Origin of the sequence: Erythrobacter neustonensis (assembly GCF_001663175.1) — a bacterium.
GTDB lineage: Bacteria > Pseudomonadota > Alphaproteobacteria > Sphingomonadales > Sphingomonadaceae > Erythrobacter > Erythrobacter neustonensis.
On record NZ_CP016033.1, the window covers coordinates 1,030,352 to 1,045,349 of the forward strand.

At 66.7% G+C, this 14,998-nt stretch carries 16 protein-coding genes; 4 read left to right on the top strand and 12 right to left on the bottom strand.

The window, feature by feature from the left end; all coding sequences use genetic code 11:
* The first annotated feature begins 4 nt into the window (after positions 1–4).
* Together A9D12_RS04880 and A9D12_RS04885 are read left to right on the top strand one after the other, a co-directional pair.
* A complete protein-coding gene (locus A9D12_RS04880) occupies positions 5–499 on the top strand; it encodes an FKBP-type peptidyl-prolyl cis-trans isomerase (RefSeq protein ID WP_068353677.1) in 495 nt (164 codons plus the stop codon).
* A gap of 31 nt (positions 500–530) precedes the next feature.
* Positions 531–1,208: an NnrU family protein gene (locus A9D12_RS04885; RefSeq protein ID WP_068350301.1), complete on the top strand. Its 678-nt coding sequence runs from the start codon at positions 531–533 to the stop codon at positions 1,206–1,208.
* On the opposite strand, the gene A9D12_RS04890 is transcribed toward A9D12_RS04885, so the two are convergent.
* Positions 1,209–2,015: a crotonase/enoyl-CoA hydratase family protein gene (locus tag A9D12_RS04890; RefSeq protein WP_335645788.1), complete on the bottom strand. Its 807-nt coding sequence runs from the start codon at positions 2,013–2,015 to the stop codon at positions 1,209–1,211.
* A 117-nt stretch (positions 2,016–2,132) separates the two neighbouring features.
* On the opposite strand from A9D12_RS04890, the gene A9D12_RS04895 reads away from it, so the two are divergent.
* The gene (locus A9D12_RS04895) at positions 2,133–3,176 is read left to right on the top strand and encodes an MlaA family lipoprotein (RefSeq protein WP_197489881.1); all 1,044 of its coding nucleotides are present in this window, start codon (positions 2,133–2,135) and stop codon (positions 3,174–3,176) included.
* Here the strand turns inward: A9D12_RS04895 and A9D12_RS04900 are convergent.
* The 8 genes from A9D12_RS04900 to rpe form a co-directional block, all read right to left on the bottom strand.
* Positions 3,160–3,594 carry a hypothetical protein gene (locus tag A9D12_RS04900; protein ID WP_068350303.1) on the bottom strand — a complete coding sequence of 145 codons (435 nt, stop codon included), beginning with the start codon at positions 3,592–3,594 and terminating at the stop codon, positions 3,160–3,162. The genes A9D12_RS04895 and A9D12_RS04900 overlap by 17 nt on opposite strands.
* Positions 3,595–3,600: 6 nt before the next feature.
* The gene (dxs, locus tag A9D12_RS04905; RefSeq protein WP_068350304.1) at positions 3,601–5,532 is read right to left on the bottom strand and encodes a 1-deoxy-D-xylulose-5-phosphate synthase; all 1,932 of its coding nucleotides are present in this window, start codon (positions 5,530–5,532) and stop codon (positions 3,601–3,603) included.
* A gap of 89 nt (positions 5,533–5,621) precedes the next feature.
* Positions 5,622–6,086: a Fur family transcriptional regulator gene (locus tag A9D12_RS04910; RefSeq protein WP_068350305.1), complete on the bottom strand. Its 465-nt coding sequence runs from the start codon at positions 6,084–6,086 to the stop codon at positions 5,622–5,624.
* A gap of 52 nt (positions 6,087–6,138) precedes the next feature.
* Positions 6,139–6,822, bottom strand: coding sequence for a peptide-methionine (S)-S-oxide reductase MsrA (gene msrA / locus A9D12_RS04915; RefSeq protein WP_068350306.1), 684 nt, complete (start codon positions 6,820–6,822; stop codon positions 6,139–6,141).
* Between the two features lie 6 nt (positions 6,823–6,828).
* Positions 6,829–7,029 carry a hypothetical protein gene (locus A9D12_RS04920; RefSeq protein WP_068350307.1) on the bottom strand — a complete coding sequence of 67 codons (201 nt, stop codon included), beginning with the start codon at positions 7,027–7,029 and terminating at the stop codon, positions 6,829–6,831.
* Positions 7,030–7,486: 457 nt separating this feature from the next.
* The gene (gene purH, locus A9D12_RS04925) at positions 7,487–9,085 is read right to left on the bottom strand and encodes a bifunctional phosphoribosylaminoimidazolecarboxamide formyltransferase/IMP cyclohydrolase (RefSeq protein WP_068350308.1); all 1,599 of its coding nucleotides are present in this window, start codon (positions 9,083–9,085) and stop codon (positions 7,487–7,489) included.
* A gap of 8 nt (positions 9,086–9,093) precedes the next feature.
* Positions 9,094–10,971: a heparinase II/III family protein gene (locus A9D12_RS04930; RefSeq protein ID WP_068350309.1), complete on the bottom strand. Its 1,878-nt coding sequence runs from the start codon at positions 10,969–10,971 to the stop codon at positions 9,094–9,096.
* A complete protein-coding gene (gene rpe, locus A9D12_RS04935) occupies positions 10,971–11,633 on the bottom strand; it encodes a ribulose-phosphate 3-epimerase (protein WP_068350310.1) in 663 nt (220 codons plus the stop codon). Before rpe ends, A9D12_RS04930 begins: the two co-directional genes overlap by 1 nt.
* Positions 11,634–11,873: 240 nt before the next feature.
* On the opposite strand from rpe, the gene A9D12_RS04940 reads away from it, so the two are divergent.
* Positions 11,874–12,404, top strand: a complete 531-nt coding sequence (locus A9D12_RS04940; protein ID WP_068350311.1) for a DUF2141 domain-containing protein — start codon at positions 11,874–11,876, stop codon at positions 12,402–12,404.
* A gap of 10 nt (positions 12,405–12,414) precedes the next feature.
* Here the strand turns inward: A9D12_RS04940 and A9D12_RS04945 are convergent, their stop codons facing one another.
* From A9D12_RS04945 to A9D12_RS04955, 3 genes are all read right to left on the bottom strand, one after another.
* The gene (locus A9D12_RS04945; protein WP_068350312.1) at positions 12,415–13,326 is read right to left on the bottom strand and encodes a hypothetical protein; all 912 of its coding nucleotides are present in this window, start codon (positions 13,324–13,326) and stop codon (positions 12,415–12,417) included.
* Complete coding sequence (locus A9D12_RS04950) at positions 13,323–14,357, bottom strand: diacylglycerol/lipid kinase family protein (RefSeq protein WP_068350313.1); 1,035 nt, start codon at positions 14,355–14,357, stop codon at positions 13,323–13,325. The genes A9D12_RS04945 and A9D12_RS04950 overlap by 4 nt, the downstream gene beginning before the upstream one ends.
* 116 nt (positions 14,358–14,473) lie before the next feature.
* On the bottom strand, positions 14,474–14,914 hold the full coding sequence (locus A9D12_RS04955) for an Lrp/AsnC family transcriptional regulator (RefSeq protein ID WP_068350314.1): 441 nt from the start codon (positions 14,912–14,914) through the stop codon (positions 14,474–14,476).
* Positions 14,915–14,998: the final 84 nt, after the last annotated feature.

The window sequence follows — 14,998 nt, forward strand, 5'->3', positions numbered from 1 at the left end:
CATCATGAAGACCGCAGCCCTGCTGGCCGCAGTGCTGGCCCTCGCCCCTGTGCCCACGCTGGCACAGGCGGGCGAGGCAGCGCCCGCCGATCCCAACGCGCAAAGCCTTGCCTGGCACAGCCGGCAGCAGGCCTACCTCCTCGGCCTGACGCCGCAGGATGGGTGGCATCAGTCGGAAGGCGGCGTGCGCTGGCGCTGGTCGAAATATCTCGCATCAAAGCAGAAGCCGCTGCTCTCGGACATGGTCACCGTCCATTACGAGGGCAAACTGCTCGATGGGACGGTGTTCGACAGTTCCTATGAACGCGGAGAGCCTGCAACCTTCCCGCTGGGCCGGCTGGTCAAGGGCTGGCAGGTCGCGATCCCGAACATGGGGGTGGGCGAGATCATCGAAATCGCGATCCCCGCCGACATGGCCTATGGCCCGGTCGGGCGCGGGCCGATCCCGGGCAATGCGACCTTGCTGTTCAAGGTGGAACTGATCGCGATCGGCGGCTAGCTTCGTTCCCGGCCCGGGGGAGGGGCCGGGGATGACCTTCGCACTCTGGAATCTGGTCGCGGCCAATGTCGCCTTTGTCGGCTCGCACTTTGCGATGTCGCATCCCTTGCGCGCGCCGATGGTCAAGGCGCTGGGCGAAAAAGGCTTTGCGCTGGCCTATACCGCGATCAGCTTCGCCGCGCTGTTCTGGGTTGCGCGCGCCTTTGCCGCGGCGCCCGGCGGCGATCTGCCCGGATCGGGCGATCACGGCTGGATTGCCGCGACGATCCTCACCTGGCTGGCGATGGTGCTGCTCGCCGGCTCCTTCATCGGCAATCCCGCGCTGCCCACCCCGCAGGCCGAGGCGCAGGCAAGGGCCGAGCCCAGCGGCGTGTTCCGGGTCACCCGTCATCCGATGATGTGGGCGATCGGGCTGTGGGCGCTTTCGCACCTCGTGCTGTTCTGGAGCGTGCGGACGATGATCACCGCGGGCGCGATGGGCATCCTCGCGCTGGTCGGCGCGCGGCTGCAGGATCGCAAGAAAGCCGTGTTGATGGGGGCAAGCTGGCGCGAATGGTCTGCCAAAACTGCCTATTGGCCGCGCCTTGCGCAACTGCCGCGCGTGGGCGCGGTGCCGCTTGTCGCGGGCACCGCGCTGTGGCTGATCGCACAGGCAATCCACCTGTGGCACGCCGGCATTCCGGCGGGCGTGTGGCGTTGGCTCGGCTGATTATTCGCCTTTGAACACGGCGGCGCGCTTTTCGATCAGCGCGGCGACGCCTTCGGCATGGTCGGCGGTGGTGTGCATCATCGCCTGCGTGTTGGCGGCGAGTTCCAGCGCGGTGTCGTAGCTGGTCTGCTGGCCCTGCCGCAGCAAATTCTTGGTCTGCCGCAGCGAATGCGGCGGGAGCAGCGCGATCCTGCCCGCGAGGTTGCGCGCTTCGTCCATCAGCGAGTCTGCGGGAACGACGCGGCTGACGAGGCCCCAGTCCTTTGCGGTGGCCGCATCAATCACGTCGCCGGTGTAGAACAGTTCGGCCGCGCGGCTCATCCCGATCACGCGGGGCAGGATCCAGGTGCCGCCATCGCCGGGGATGATTCCGAGCTTGAGGAAGGTCACGCCGAACTTGGCGGTATCGGCAGCGATGCGGATATCGGCAAGGCAGGCGACATCGCAGCCCAGCCCGATCGCCGGGCCGTTGACCGCCGCGATCACCGGCACGCGCAACCCGTAAAGGGCACGCAGCATCATGTGGATATTGTCGCGGTAGCCATCCGAAATCGCGGGCGTGGTGCCGCCGAAGGTGCCGGTCTTGTTCTGCATCGCCTTCACATCGCCGCCCGCGCTGAACGCGCGGCCCGCGCCGGTCAGGATCACCACGCGGCATTCCATGTCGCGGTTGATCGCATTGGCGACGGCAAGAAATTCGTCCCCGTCGCCCGGCGCGCCGAGCGGGTTCATGCTCTCCGCGCGGTTCAGCGTCAGGATCGTGACGGGGCCTTCCTTGGTGACTTCGATCAGCGACATTTCGGACATGGGGAACCTTGTGCAGATGGTGTGATTTATTAAGCCTGCGTATAGGGGGCCCATGACAAGGGCAACCCGGCCCGGCCCGCAGATGCGGTTATGATAGGGAACGTGCGGAGAAACGATTTGCCGAGCCTTTCCCTGTTTGCCGCCACTTCGCCGATGATCGCCGCCGCGCTGGCAGGCACGCCTGCGCGGCAAGCGGCAGAAGCGCCGGTCCCCATGGCCACGTCCGCGCCTGCCCCCGAACAGGTCGCTCCGCAGGACTGGACGCTTGCGCCCGCGCAGGCCCCCGGCCCGCAGGACGATACGCCCGTCGATCCCGACACGGCGCCCCCTGCCGAAAGCGACAGCACCGACGGCGAGGAGGTCACCGAAATTGTCATTGAAGGCCAGATCGGCCCGCCCAAGAGCGATCCGATCGAACGCGTCAACGAACAGAGCTACCGCGCGGTGCAGGCGGTCGACGCGGCGGTGATCGAGCCGGTTGCCGATGCCTATCGCGACGGCCTGCCCGAACCCGTGCGCGACGGGCTGGGCAATGTTGTGCGCAATCTCAATGAACCGGCGGTCGCGCTCAATTTCCTGTTGCAGGGCAAGGTCGGCAAGGCGTTCGAGACGCTGGGCCGGATGGCGATCAACACCACCGTCGGCATCGGCGGATTGTTCGATGTCGCGGGCAAGCGCGCCGGGCTGCCCTATCGCCGCAACGGCTTTGCCAACACTCTGGGGTTTTACGGCGTGGGGGCGGGGCCCTATCTCTATCTGCCGGTCACCGGCGCGACAACGGTGCGCGATCTGGCGGGGAGCACGCTGGATCAGGCGCTGCTGCCCTTCCTGTTCGGCAAGCCGTTCAACAAACCCGCCTATGCTGCGACCTATTTCGTGGTCAACGGGCTCGACCAGCGTCTGAAGTTCGACGAGGATCTGGCCAAGATCGCGGCCTCGGACGATCCCTACCGGATGCGGCGCGAAACCTATCTGGCGCAGCGCCGCCGCGCGATCGCCGAACTGAAGGGCGAGCCGATTTCGGAACGCGACCAGATGTGGCTCGACGAACTCGAAGGCACGGGCGATTTCGCACCCGAGCCCGAACCTGCGATCCCTGCCGGCACCCCGGTCGAGGCCCCGGCCAACCCGGAAATGCTGTCGATCACGCAGCCGCGCTAGCGGGCACGAGATCGAGCCATCGTGCGAAATTGCGCACCGTCAGCGGCCAATCCTTCGGCCAGTCGGGCAAAGTTTTCTGGAGCACACCGCGCTGGTCGGCCCATTCGCTGACCCAATCGGTGTCGATATCGTCATCGTCGATGCAAAGATCATCGAGCAGATGGTCGTCGGGGTGCGGTGTCAGCCGCGGTGCGATATAGATCAGCGCCTGCTGCCACACAAAGCGCGCCGCTTCAGGCGAACAATCCTGCGCCATCATCGCGAAGAATTCGGCATCGGTGGGGTTGGGACGGCGCGCGGCCACCCGGCGATGCGCCCGCCGGAGCATGACGAACCCGCGCGTCAGCCAGATCGCCAATCCGCCGATAACGAATGCCGTTACCGCCAGCCATTCCGGAACGCCGAGCCATTCGCCCACAGGCGTTTACGCCCGCGCTTCCTCGCCTGCCGCAATCCCTGCACTGTTGTGCTTCAGCGCCTTCAGCACCGTATCGACGATCTGCGGCGCGTTGAGGCCCGCCTCGTCATACTGCTTCATCGGATCGTCGTGATCAATGAAGGTATCGGGCAGGCGCAGCGTGCGCACCTTCAAGCCGTTGTCGGTGAGGCCCGTGTCGCTGGCGAAGGTCAGCACATGCGCGCCGAGCCCGCCGACCGCGCCTTCCTCGACCGTGACGATCACCTCGTGGCTGCGCATCAGCCGGGCGATCAGGTCTTCATCCAGCGGCTTGGCAAAGCGCAGGTCGGCGACCGTGGTCGACAATCCCTTGGCCTCGAGCGTGTCGGCGGCCTTCAAGGCTTCGGCCAGACGCGAACCCAATGAGAGGATCGCGACCTTGGTGCCTTCGCGCACCACGCGGCCCTTGCCGATTTCGAGCTTCACCGGAACCTCGGGCAGCGGAACGCCGGTGCCGTTGCCACGCGGATAGCGGAAGGCGATCGGGCCGTCGTCATATTCGGCGGCGGTATAGGTCATGTGGACCAGCTCGGCCTCGTCCGCGGCGGCCATCACGACCATGTTGGGCAGCGTGGCAAGATAGGTGATATCGAAGGAGCCTGCGTGTGTCGCTCCGTCCGCGCCGACCAGACCCGCACGGTCGATCGCGAAGCGCACCGGCAGGTTCTGGATGCACACATCGTGCACCACCTGATCGTAAGCGCGCTGGAGGAAGGTCGAATAGATCGCCGCGAAGGGCCGCATCCCTTCCGCCGCGAGGCCCGCAGCGAAAGTCACCGCGTGCTGTTCGGCAATCCCGACATCGAAGGTGCGGGTGGGATGCGCCTTGGCGAATTTGTCGACCCCCGTGCCCGAAGGCATCGCGGCGGTGATCGCGCAGATGCGCTCGTCGGTTTCGGCAAGCTTTGCCAGCGTCAAGCCGAACACGTCCTGATAGGCGGGCGCAGACGGCGCGCTCTTGGCCTTTTCGCCGGTGATGACGTTGAACTTGGGCACGCCGTGATACTTGTCGGCCGAATTTTCAGCCGGAGCATAGCCCTTGCCCTTTTCGGTGACGACATGGATCAGCACCGGGCCTTCGGAGGTGTCGCGCACATTCTCGAGCACGGGGAGCAGGTGATCGAGATTGTGTCCGTCGATCGGGCCGACATAGTAGAAACCCAGTTCCTCGAACAGCGTCCCGCCGGTCACCATGCCGCGGGTGAATTCCTCGGCCTTGCCGATCGTGTCGTGGAGGCGGCGGCTCATCTTCTTGACCGCGCGGCTCGCGAGGCTGCGGATGCCGAGATATTCGCTCGAAGACACCATCCGCGCCAGATAGGCCGACAGCCCGCCCACCGGCGGCGCGATCGACATGTCATTGTCGTTGAGGATCACCACCAGCCGGTTGCCCGCCTGCGCAGCGTTGTTCATCGCCTCATAGGCCATCCCTGCGCTCATCGAACCGTCGCCGATCACCGCGATGCCGCGGCCCGGGCGGTTCTGCAACTTGTTCGCCACCGCAAAGCCCAGCGCCGCCGAAATCGAGGTGGAGGAGTGCGCCGCGCCGAAGGGATCGTACTCGCTTTCGCTGCGCTTGGTGAAGCCCGACAGGCCGCCGCCCTGGCGCAGCGTGCGGATGCGGTCGCGCCGTCCGGTGATGATCTTGTGCGGATAGCACTGGTGCCCGACGTCCCACACCAGCTTGTCTTCGGGCGTGTTGAAGACATAGTGGATCGCGACCGTCAGCTCGACCACGCCGAGGCCCGAGCCAAGATGCCCGCCCGAGGTGCTGACCGCGTCGATCATCTCGGTGCGCAGTTCATCGGCAAGCTGGCGCAGCTGTTCGGGCTTGAGGCGGCGCAGATCGTCGGGGGTGTTGACGAGATCGAGAAGCGGTGTGTGCGGCGGTTGATTCATAACGTCCGGCCTTACACCCGGAAAATCGCCCTGTCGATGTAAGGCTTGATTGATGTCAATGCGCCGAATGATTGTTGCGCAGGTGCCCGTCAGGCGCAGGCTTTGCACAGCCCCCGGATTTCGAGCACGGGGCGTTCTGCCTTGAAGTTGCGCTGCGCCGCGATCGCACGCACCGCGCGGCTCACCTCCTCGTCGTCGACATGCGCGGCCTCGCCGCATTCGTCGCAGACCAGGAAGATGCAGTCATGCGCGCAGCCCGGATGGGTGTTGGCAAGATAGGCGTTCGCGCTTTCGACCCGCATCGCCAGATTGCCCGCCACGAACACATCGAGGATGCGGTAGACCGAATTGGGCGCCACCCGCTTGCCGCGCGCGGCCGAAAGGTTGTCGGCAATGTCATAGGCCGAAACCGGGCGTTCGTGCCGCGCCAGCTCGGCAAACACCGCCTCGCGCATCGACGTCCACTGTTCCCCGCTGGCAACCAGCGCGCGTGCGGCTTCGGCGACGAGGTCGGCGCCGGCAAGTTCGTTATGGCTGTGAGCGTGTTGTCCCATGGAACACGATATAATGCGCAAGCTGTCCGAGCGCCAGCATTGTGCGCCGCGGCTAGCCCGCGTCCTTGAGGAAAGCAGCGCGCCAGACGCCCGGATACATCGCCTTCAGCGCGGCGACCTTGGGCGCATCCCAGCGGACGATATAGCCGTGGCGCGGATTGTTGAGCATGAAGTCCTGATGATAGGCTTCTGCCGGATAGAACGCCTTCATCGGCTCGATCCGGGTGACGATCGGCCTCGGCCACAGCCCCGCCTTGGAAAGCTGCGCGATATAGGCCTTGGCGACCGCGCTTTGTTCGGCATTGGTGGGCACCAGCGCGCTGCGATACTGCGCGCCGACATCGGGGCCCTGCCGGTTCTTCAGCGTCGGATCGGCGACGACCGAGAAATAGATCCGCAGCAATTGATCGTAACGGATCACCGCCGGGTCATAGGTCACCTTGACCGCCTCGGCATGGTCGGTGACCCCGCTCGACACCAGATCGTAGGTCGCACTGCGCCGGTCGCCGCCATGATAGCCCGAAACCACGCCGGTCACGCCCTTGACGTGGCTGAAGACCGCCTCGACCCCCCAGAAGCAGCCGCCGGCGAAGATCGCGGTCTTCAACCCCTTCCCTTCGGCGGCGGTGCGGGCGGCAGCGGGCGCCTTGACCGCCTCTTCCGCCGCCATTGCCGTGCCGCTGCACGCCGACAGGGTCAGCGAGGCGGCGGCGAGCAGGGCGGCGAGCTTGTGCATGGCGGATCAGTCCTTCGCGGCGGAGGGGATGACGAATTCGGCGGTCGGCGCAGGGATGACGCTTGCCCCATCCGCAATTTCGGCAGCGTGCGCCGGGGAAGCGACCGCGCCCGCCCAATCGTCCGCATTCAAGCCGACGATCGCCACCGCACCCAGCACGAAGCCGATGCCGAAGTTGCGATAGAGGTCGGTGGAGAAGAGACGCATGGGAAAAACTCGTAATGGTTGCGATAGGAGCCGATAAGTCATGCCCGCCGCCGGATTGCAGTGGGATGAACTGGCAGTCCCGGGGTTTTCGCCTATCTGCCTGTAATAGTTACGTAAGCTTTGGCCGATGGATGCAGGGTGGGGCAGGCCGTGCGCAGGATGCGACGAGCGGGTGGATCAAAAGGCCGGTTGTCGGGCTTTTCTACAGTTCTGCCACGCGTTTACGGGAGCAGGAGCAGCGCGACAGATGAAACTGCCGGTTCTGCCCGCAAACACCTCCCGATGAATCAGGAAAAGTCTTAAGGTTCAATGGATTAACAGATTTCTTGGCGCGTTTCAGGCTGCGGCTAGACCGGCTTAGACCCCCGTTCAGCCACCCCCAGGCCGCGTTTGACCCCGCCCGAAGCGCCGGCAGCGCGCTGTGCGGGACGGGATCGAAACGCCTGCCCTTGCACCCTCAATGCCGGAAGTGCCGCATCCCGGTGAAGACCATCGCCAGACCCGCCGCATCGGCAGCCGCGATCACTTCGTCGTCGCGGATCGAGCCGCCCGGCTGGATCACCGCAGTCGCGCCTGCCTCGGCCGCCGAGATCAGCCCGTCGGCAAAGGGGAAGAAGGCATCCGAAGCTACCGCGCTGCCTTGCGTGCGCGGTGCGGCCCAGCCGTGGGTTTCGGCCGCCTCCCTCGCCTTGATCGCGGCAATGCGCGCCGAATCGCGGCGGTTCATCTGACCCGCGCCGATCCCGGCGGTCGCGCCGTCCTTGGCATAGACGATCGCGTTGGATTTGACATGGCGCGCAACGGTCCAGGCGAACAGGCAGTCCTTGAGTTCCTGCTGTGTCGGCGCGCGCTTGGTGACGACCTTGAGATCGTAAGCCGCAATCGCGCCATTGTCGCGCGACTGGATCAGCACCCCGCCGGCGATGGTCTTCATCGCAAGACCGGGACGACGCGGATCGGGAAGCGTGCCGCATTCGAGCAGGCGCAGGTTCTTCTTCCTTGCAAAGATCTCGCGGGCTTCTGCAGAGACGCTTGGCGCAATCACCACCTCGGTAAAGATCGCGCTGATCGCTTCGGCGGTCGCGGCATCGAGCTCGGTGTTGACCGCGACGATCCCGCCGAACGCCGAAACGCTGTCGCAGGCCAACGCCGCTTCCCATGCCGAGAGCAGCGAGCCCGATTGCGCCACACCGCAGGGGTTGGCGTGCTTGACGATCACGACCGCTGGTTCTTGGCCCGCAAATTCCGCGGCCAGTTCCAGCGCCGCACCGGCATCGTTGAGGTTGTTGTAGCTCAGTTCCTTGCCCTGCAGCTGCGTGGCCTGCGGGACGCCCGCAGTGCCTGCCACCTGCGGCAGATAGATCGCCGCCGACTGGTGCGGGTTTTCGCCGTAACGTAGCGTGTCCGCACGCTTCAGCGCGACGGGCAGCGTGTCGGGGAAGGCGCTGTGTTCGCCTTCGGGATCGGCAAAGGCAAACCAGCTCGCGATCGCGCTGTCATAGGCAGCGGTGCGGGCGTAGGCCTTGCCCGCCATGCGCGTGCGGAAGCCTTGCGTGGTCGCGCCGCCGTTCGCGTCCATTTCCGCAAGCAGTGCGTCATAGTCCGCAGGATCGGTAAGGATCGTGACAAAGCCGTGGTTCTTCGCCGCCGAGCGCACCATCGAAGGCCCGCCGATGTCGATGTTCTCGATGATCTCAGCGCGGCTTGCGCCCTTTGCCACCGTGGCCTCGAAGGGATAGAGATTGACCACCACCAGATCGATCGCGCCGATCCCGTGGGCCTCCATCGCCGCGACGTGCTCGGGGTTGTCGCGCAGCGCGAGCAGCCCGCCGTGGACCGTGGGGTGCAGCGTCTTGACCCGCCCGTCCATCATCTCGGGAAAGCCGGTAAGGTCCGAGACGTCCTTCACGCTGAGCCCCGCATCGCGCAGGGCCTTGGCGGTGCCGCCGGTGCTGACCAGTTCGACCCCGCGCGCGGCCAGCGCAGCGCCCAGATCGGCCAAACCGCTCTTGTCGGACACCGACAGCAGCGCCCGCTTGATTGCACCTTCGCTCATGCTTGAAACTATCCCGTTTTCTTGAAGCGCCAGGAGAATTGTCCTCCGCCGCGCGATGCCAGTCCTTCGATCACCAGCTGTGAGGTGCCATGCGGTCGGCCGTCGCCGTCGACCCACAGGCTGTCCTCGGCTGACAGCGTGATCTCGCCGGTGCCAGCCCTATCCCCGCCGAGCCGGAATTGCCAGAGCCGCCCGTCGGGCAGCATCAGGCTCGCGCCGCGCTTGTCGCCGGACAATTGCACCTCGACCCCGCGGCCAAGATGGAACCGCAGCGCAAAGGCGATCCGCCCGCGCTTGCCGCCGCGTGCGGTGGGGACGAGGATATCTTCACCCGCCAGTTCGGTGCCGTCGCCCGACAGCGTGAGGATGCGCTGGTGGGTCAGGCCAAAGCGGCTGGCATAGCCGTCATGCGCGGCCTCGATCCGCACCGCTTCGCGCATCCCGGGGCGGGTGATGACCTTGCGATCGACATCGACCGTCTCGACCCCCTTGCCGAGCTTGCCGTGGAGCAGCACCGCGGTCGAATTGGCATTGTCGAGAACGAGCGTGGAAAACGCCGCGGTGGCGCGCAGGCCCTGCCCGATGCGCGCGGGCACCTGTCCGCCTGCCAGCGCCGCGCCGCCGCAGTTGACGATGATCCGCTGCGGCCCATCGGACAGTTCGAAGGCCAGCGTCGAGGCGCAGCCGACCCGCGCATGCTTGGCGCGCGGCGGCGGGGCGGTGTCGAACTGCACCAGCGTCTCGCCCGCTTTGATCCGGCTGTAGCCCCAGCCCCCCACCGTGGCGAGCGGGCGGGTGCGCACCCCGCTGGCATCAATCACCGCGGCGACTTCGCCCGCGCCGATCGCGCCCTGTCCCTGCCAGCTGCCCAGCGTGCCGTCGGCGTGGCGCAGCGCCAGCAGCGGCGGCACCAGCAATTCGCGCATCACGCCGAGCGCGGGCGGCGGGGCGATGTCGGCAGCGTCATAGCAGGCGATCAGATCGGTCAGCAGCCGGATCGCACCCAGTTGCGCGGCGGGACAGCGCGACAGCACGCCGCCATCCTCGCCCACCATATCGCCCAGCGCGGCGACCAGCCCGGCCTCGCCGAACAGCCGGCGCGGCTTGCCGTGGGGAAGCAGCAGCCCTGCCGCCACGACGCCGGCAAATCCGGCAACCTGCCCGAAACCTGCCGGCTCGCCCGGGCTACGCTTGTCGAGCCAGGTCGCGGTTTCGGCAATCGCGGCAAGCAGGCGCGATTTCAGCGCCTTGTCATTGCCGCCGAGTACCAGCGGAGCGTGCACCAGCCATGCCAGTAGCCGGAGGCCCGCCAGTTCGGTATCCCATGCCGGCCCCTTGCCCACCGCGCCGTGCGCGTGGAGCCAGCGGGCGGCGACCTGTTCGGCCGCCGCTTCGGCGCGCGATGTGCTTGCGGCCAGATCGGCGAGCCAGCTGAAGGAATGGACCACCCGCTCGACCCCCGGCGGGTGGTGCGCCGAAGGGGAGAAATCGAAGCTCGCCACCGGCAGGCGCGTGCCGTGGATCAGGAAATATCCCGCGCGCAAGGCCGTGCCCGCCGCGCGGTCGCCGCGATTCGGGCTGTCGACCGTGGCCAGCACGCGCACCGCCTGCGGGCGACGGAAGGGGGCGGCGATCGCGTGCCCCGGAATGCCCAGCCGGTAGGCCAGCCGGATCAGCGCTTCGCCCGGGCCCGATTTGACCGTGATGATATCCGACAGCGCGAGCGCCCGCGATGGCTCCTCGAGCGCAGGCAGCGCTGCGGTCGCGGCAGCGGGCAAGGCCCCCGCCTCGGGCCCATTGCCCAGCGGCAGCGCGGCTGCATCATCCACCCGCGCTACCAGTGCATCGGCGCGCGCTGCGGCGGGTGGGCGCAGCACTGTCGCCATTACCTGCCGGCCTTGAGCGCGGCGATATTGGCGGCGTAGTGATCCGCGCCGCCCTTGAAGGTGGCAGACCCTGCGACCAGCACATCGGCGCCCGCCTCGACACACATGCGCGCGGTTTCGGCGTTGACCCCGCCATCGACCTGCAGGTGGATCGCCCGGCCCGATCGCGTGATCATCGACCGGATCCGCGCGATCTTGTCCAATTGCGAGGGGATGAAGCTCTGCCCGCCAAAGCCGGGATTAACGCTCATCACCAGCACCAGATCGGCCAGATCCATCAGGTTGTCGAGCACCTCGACCGGCGTGCCGGGGTTGATCACCACGCCTGCCTTCTTGCCCAGCGCCTTGATCGCCTGGAGCGTGCGGTGGATGTGGGGCCCCGCTTCGGGGTGGACGGTGATGATGTCCGCGCCGGCCGAAGCGAAGGCTTCGAGATAGGCGTCGACCGGGCTGATCATCAGGTGGACATCGAAGGGCTTGGCACTGTGCGGGCGCAATGCCTTGACCACATCGGGACCGATCGTGATGTTGGGCACGAAATGGCCGTCCATCACGTCAATATGGATCCAGTCGGCACCGGCAGCATCGACCGCGCGGACTTCCTCGCCCAGACGGGCAAAATCGGCAGACAGGATCGATGGGGAAATAAGGGGGGTTGTCATGGCGCGGGCAGTTGGCCTTTCCTGGACGCTTTACCAGCCATAGATGCCGCGCGAATCGCAGAGCAAGGCGCAAGGCGAGGCTTTTCCACGGTGAACGGCAGGCGATGCGCCAATTAAGCCGCAATTCAGACGCAACCGGGCATTACCCCGCTTTGGCCGGATGCGCCTTGATGACCAGCATCGCTTGCGTGTCCACGGATTCCCTTTTTATAAGATGCTGCCAACCTTAAGGTTTTGCCGATGATTGCCCGTGCTGCCCCCTCCCGCCTGTCCACTCTTGCCCGCCGCACTGCGGCGGGGCTGGCACTGGCCGGCCTGATCGCTGCGCCGGGTGCGGCGCAGGGTTACGCCTATGGCCGTTCGGCGGGCAACGATGCCGGGCAATGCGCCGCAGGCAAGGGGCCGGCGGTGCAGATCAATGTCACCGGGATCAAGTCCGCCAGCGGCAACCTGTTCGTGCGCGCCTACCCCGCGACCAAGGCCGACTGGCTGGTGAGCAAGCGTTACGTGATGCGCGTCGATGCCAAGCCGCGTGCGGGCAGCATGACCGTGTGCGTGCCGCTACCCGCTGCAGGCGATTTTGCGATCGCGGTGCAGCACGACGTCAACGGCAACCGCCAGACCGATCTGTCCGACGGGGCGGGGATGTCGAACAATCCCGGGATCAAGAAGGTGCTCGGCCTCGTCCCGCGCCCGCCGACGGTCGACAAGACGCGCTTTTCGGCAGGTCCGGGTGTGACCCGGATGACGATTTCGATGCAGTATATGTAAGGCGCGCGGCCTAGCGCCGCTGGCGGCGGTGGCGGCTGAGCTCCCACAACACCTGCGGCGCGGCGAGCAATGGGAAACGCTCGCGAAACGGGGTGACCTTTACGGGCATCCCGGTGTGGCGCTCGATCTTCCACGCCGCATAACGCGCTGCGCCCTCGAATGTGGTGCTTGCCTTGACCAGCCGCAGCAGGTTGAGCGGTTTGCCCAGCCTGCGGCGGCGCTGCCACCAGTGCAGGATCCGCGCGCGTTCGCTTGCGCCAAGCTTTGGGGTGAGGCGCGCGCCCTCCAGCCCCGGATCGATCCCGCCCGCCGCCAGCGCCAGCGGCAGAAGCCCCGCGAAGTGATCGGCATTGACGCTGAGGATATCGTTCTCGCGTCCGCCCTTCTCGACCCGGAATTCGGCGGCATAGGTGGCGCGGAACAGCGCGCGCCAGTAATCTTCGGCGGTGCCGTTTTCAGGGCCGAGCGCTGCGGCCAGCCGGGCGGCGGTGGTCGCTGCCGACGCGACAGCGGCGATCACCTGCGCGCGCGCGGTTTCGTCCGCTGTCCAGATCAGCGCCGACGGCTGGACGAAGCGCGCCCAGATCGTGGTGTCGGCCAGTTCGCCGCTCGCCGCCTTGGCAAATGTCGCCAACCGCATCGTCGCGACCTTGGCGCGCAGCGTTTCGCCCTCATTCGCGCGCTCGTGGTAGGACACTTCGGGCCAGATCGCGGCCTCGCGCTTGCCGGGGATCAGCAGATAGAAATCGAGCACCCCGTCGAGCGATCCGGTGCGCAGGTTCGATCCATAGAACAGCACAGCGACCGCCCCTGCCGCATCGGCAAGCGCACGGGCGAAATCCTCGACGGCCGGATCGACCCGCACCGCCAGTCGTGCGGCGATACGTTCGGTCAGCAGCGCCGCATCTGGCGCGGCGCTCATGGCGCGACGAAGGCGAGCTCCGGCCCCTGCTCGATCAGGTAATCGCCTGCCGGGAACGCCTCACCATCGAGGATGAACTGGTCGCCGATCGATAGGCTGAACTGGGTCGCGGCGAGTTGATGGATGCCGCGTTCGCGCAGGCCGTGCTTGACCACGCCGGTCAGCACCAGCGGGATGAGCGCGGTGCTGCGGCGCGAAATCTGGTCGATCGCGGCGAGCTTCAACCCGCCCTTCAGCGGACCGAACGGCCTGATCCCGGCGGGCAGGCGTTCGAGCGTCGAGGCGAACAGGAGCTGCCGCATCGCCGGATCGCCGTGACCGCTGTGCGCCATCGGCACATTTCCTGCGCCCAGCCCGATCTGCATCGGCGCGCCCTGCCGCCAGGGGTTGTTGCGCGTCGCGAACAGCGATTGCAGCAGCGCCCAGCCTGCGGTCACCGCCACCACCATGCTGTCGAACGCGCCGAGCTTGTGCGCGCTCTGTCCGGCCTGCGTGGCCTTGGTAAAGGCGCCTGCACCAAGGATGAAGCCCGCCACGCGCTTGCCCGGCTCGTCCGCGGTCGACACGGTCATCGGGCGGCGGTGGATGCGGCTGCCATGATCGAGCGCCTCGATCGCGTCCTGCAGGGTCCAGTCGTCGGGCACGCCGAGATCGACGGTCAGCGCATTGGTCTTGCCCTTGGGCAGCACCGCGATCGCGGGCCAATCGTCGCCGAAGATCGCCTGTCCGCAGGTCAGCACGTCGCGCACCGTCCCGTCGCCGCCATTGATGACGAGCAGGTCGATGCCCTTTTCCGCAAATTCGGTCAGCGCCAGCGGCAGTTGCCCGCGCTCCCGCGGCTGGGCGATATGGACGTGCGGGCACACCCCGCAGTCGAAATCGGCACCCAGATTGCGGTGGCTGCGCGGGTTGTAGATCACCCCCACGGTCGGCGCCTGCCCCGCATCGCGCACACGCCGCACGCGGACGCGCGGGTTCGCGGCGGGATCGACCCGCGGGATCTGGGCAAATTCGAAGATCTGCGGTGGCATGCTGGTCCTATAGGTGGCGCGAAGGTGTTTTGCCACTGCAATCCTGACCCTGAACTGTAACCGAACGGGATGGGAACTGCGCAAGCGCCCTGATGCGCGCGATTGCCGATGCCGCGCTACTCGCCGCTTTCGAGCGTGCGGATCGTGAACTGGCTCACCAGCCGCTGAACCCCGGGCAATGCGGACAGGATTTCTCGGTGGATGCGTTCGTAACTGTCATCGTCGCGCACCAGCACCTTGATGAGATAGTCCGACGGCCCGCTCATCAGGTGGGCTTCGGCGACTTGGCGGGTGCGCGCGAGCGCCTCCTCGAAGGCGAGCATGGTTGCCTGCCGCTGATCGGTGAGTGTGACCTGCACGAAAACGGTCGAGGGATTGCCCTGCGCCGCGCGCGAGAGGCGGGCGCGGTATCCGGCGATCGCGCCGGCCTCCTCCAGCGCCTTGACCCGGCGGTGCGCAGCGGAAGGCGACAGCCCGACCCGTGCGCCCAGCGCCTCTCCGGTCATCCGCGCGTCGGCTGACAAAAGCTCAAGAATCTTTCGGTCGATCCGGTCCATTGGCGGATATTTTGCGAGAAAGTGGAAGTCGGCGCAAGAATTTCCTGCCGCGCGGCCCCGCCGGCGCCATCAACGCCAAGAAAG

Coding starts and splice junctions, on each gene's coding strand:
- A9D12_RS04890 (WP_335645788.1), bottom strand. CDS start 2,015: ATGTCCGAAATGTCGCTGATCGAAGTCACCAAGGAAGGCCCCGTCACG.
- dxs (WP_068350304.1), bottom strand. CDS start 5,532: ATGAATCAACCGCCGCACACACCGCTTCTCGATCTCGTCAACACCCCC.
- rpe (WP_068350310.1), bottom strand. CDS start 11,633: ATGACAACCCCCCTTATTTCCCCATCGATCCTGTCTGCCGATTTTGCC.
- msrA (WP_068350306.1), bottom strand. CDS start 6,822: ATGCACAAGCTCGCCGCCCTGCTCGCCGCCGCCTCGCTGACCCTGTCG.
- A9D12_RS04945 (WP_068350312.1), bottom strand. CDS start 13,326: ATGAGCGCCGCGCCAGATGCGGCGCTGCTGACCGAACGTATCGCCGCA.
- purH (WP_068350308.1), bottom strand. CDS start 9,085: ATGAGCGAAGGTGCAATCAAGCGGGCGCTGCTGTCGGTGTCCGACAAG.
- A9D12_RS04910 (WP_068350305.1), bottom strand. CDS start 6,086: ATGGGACAACACGCTCACAGCCATAACGAACTTGCCGGCGCCGACCTC.
- A9D12_RS04940 (WP_068350311.1), top strand. CDS start 11,874: ATGATTGCCCGTGCTGCCCCCTCCCGCCTGTCCACTCTTGCCCGCCGC.
- A9D12_RS04885 (WP_068350301.1), top strand. CDS start 531: ATGACCTTCGCACTCTGGAATCTGGTCGCGGCCAATGTCGCCTTTGTC.
- A9D12_RS04880 (WP_068353677.1), top strand. CDS start 5: ATGAAGACCGCAGCCCTGCTGGCCGCAGTGCTGGCCCTCGCCCCTGTG.
- A9D12_RS04930 (WP_068350309.1), bottom strand. CDS start 10,971: ATGGCGACAGTGCTGCGCCCACCCGCCGCAGCGCGCGCCGATGCACTG.
- A9D12_RS04950 (WP_068350313.1), bottom strand. CDS start 14,357: ATGCCACCGCAGATCTTCGAATTTGCCCAGATCCCGCGGGTCGATCCC.
- A9D12_RS04955 (WP_068350314.1), bottom strand. CDS start 14,914: ATGGACCGGATCGACCGAAAGATTCTTGAGCTTTTGTCAGCCGACGCG.
- A9D12_RS04920 (WP_068350307.1), bottom strand. CDS start 7,029: ATGCGTCTCTTCTCCACCGACCTCTATCGCAACTTCGGCATCGGCTTC.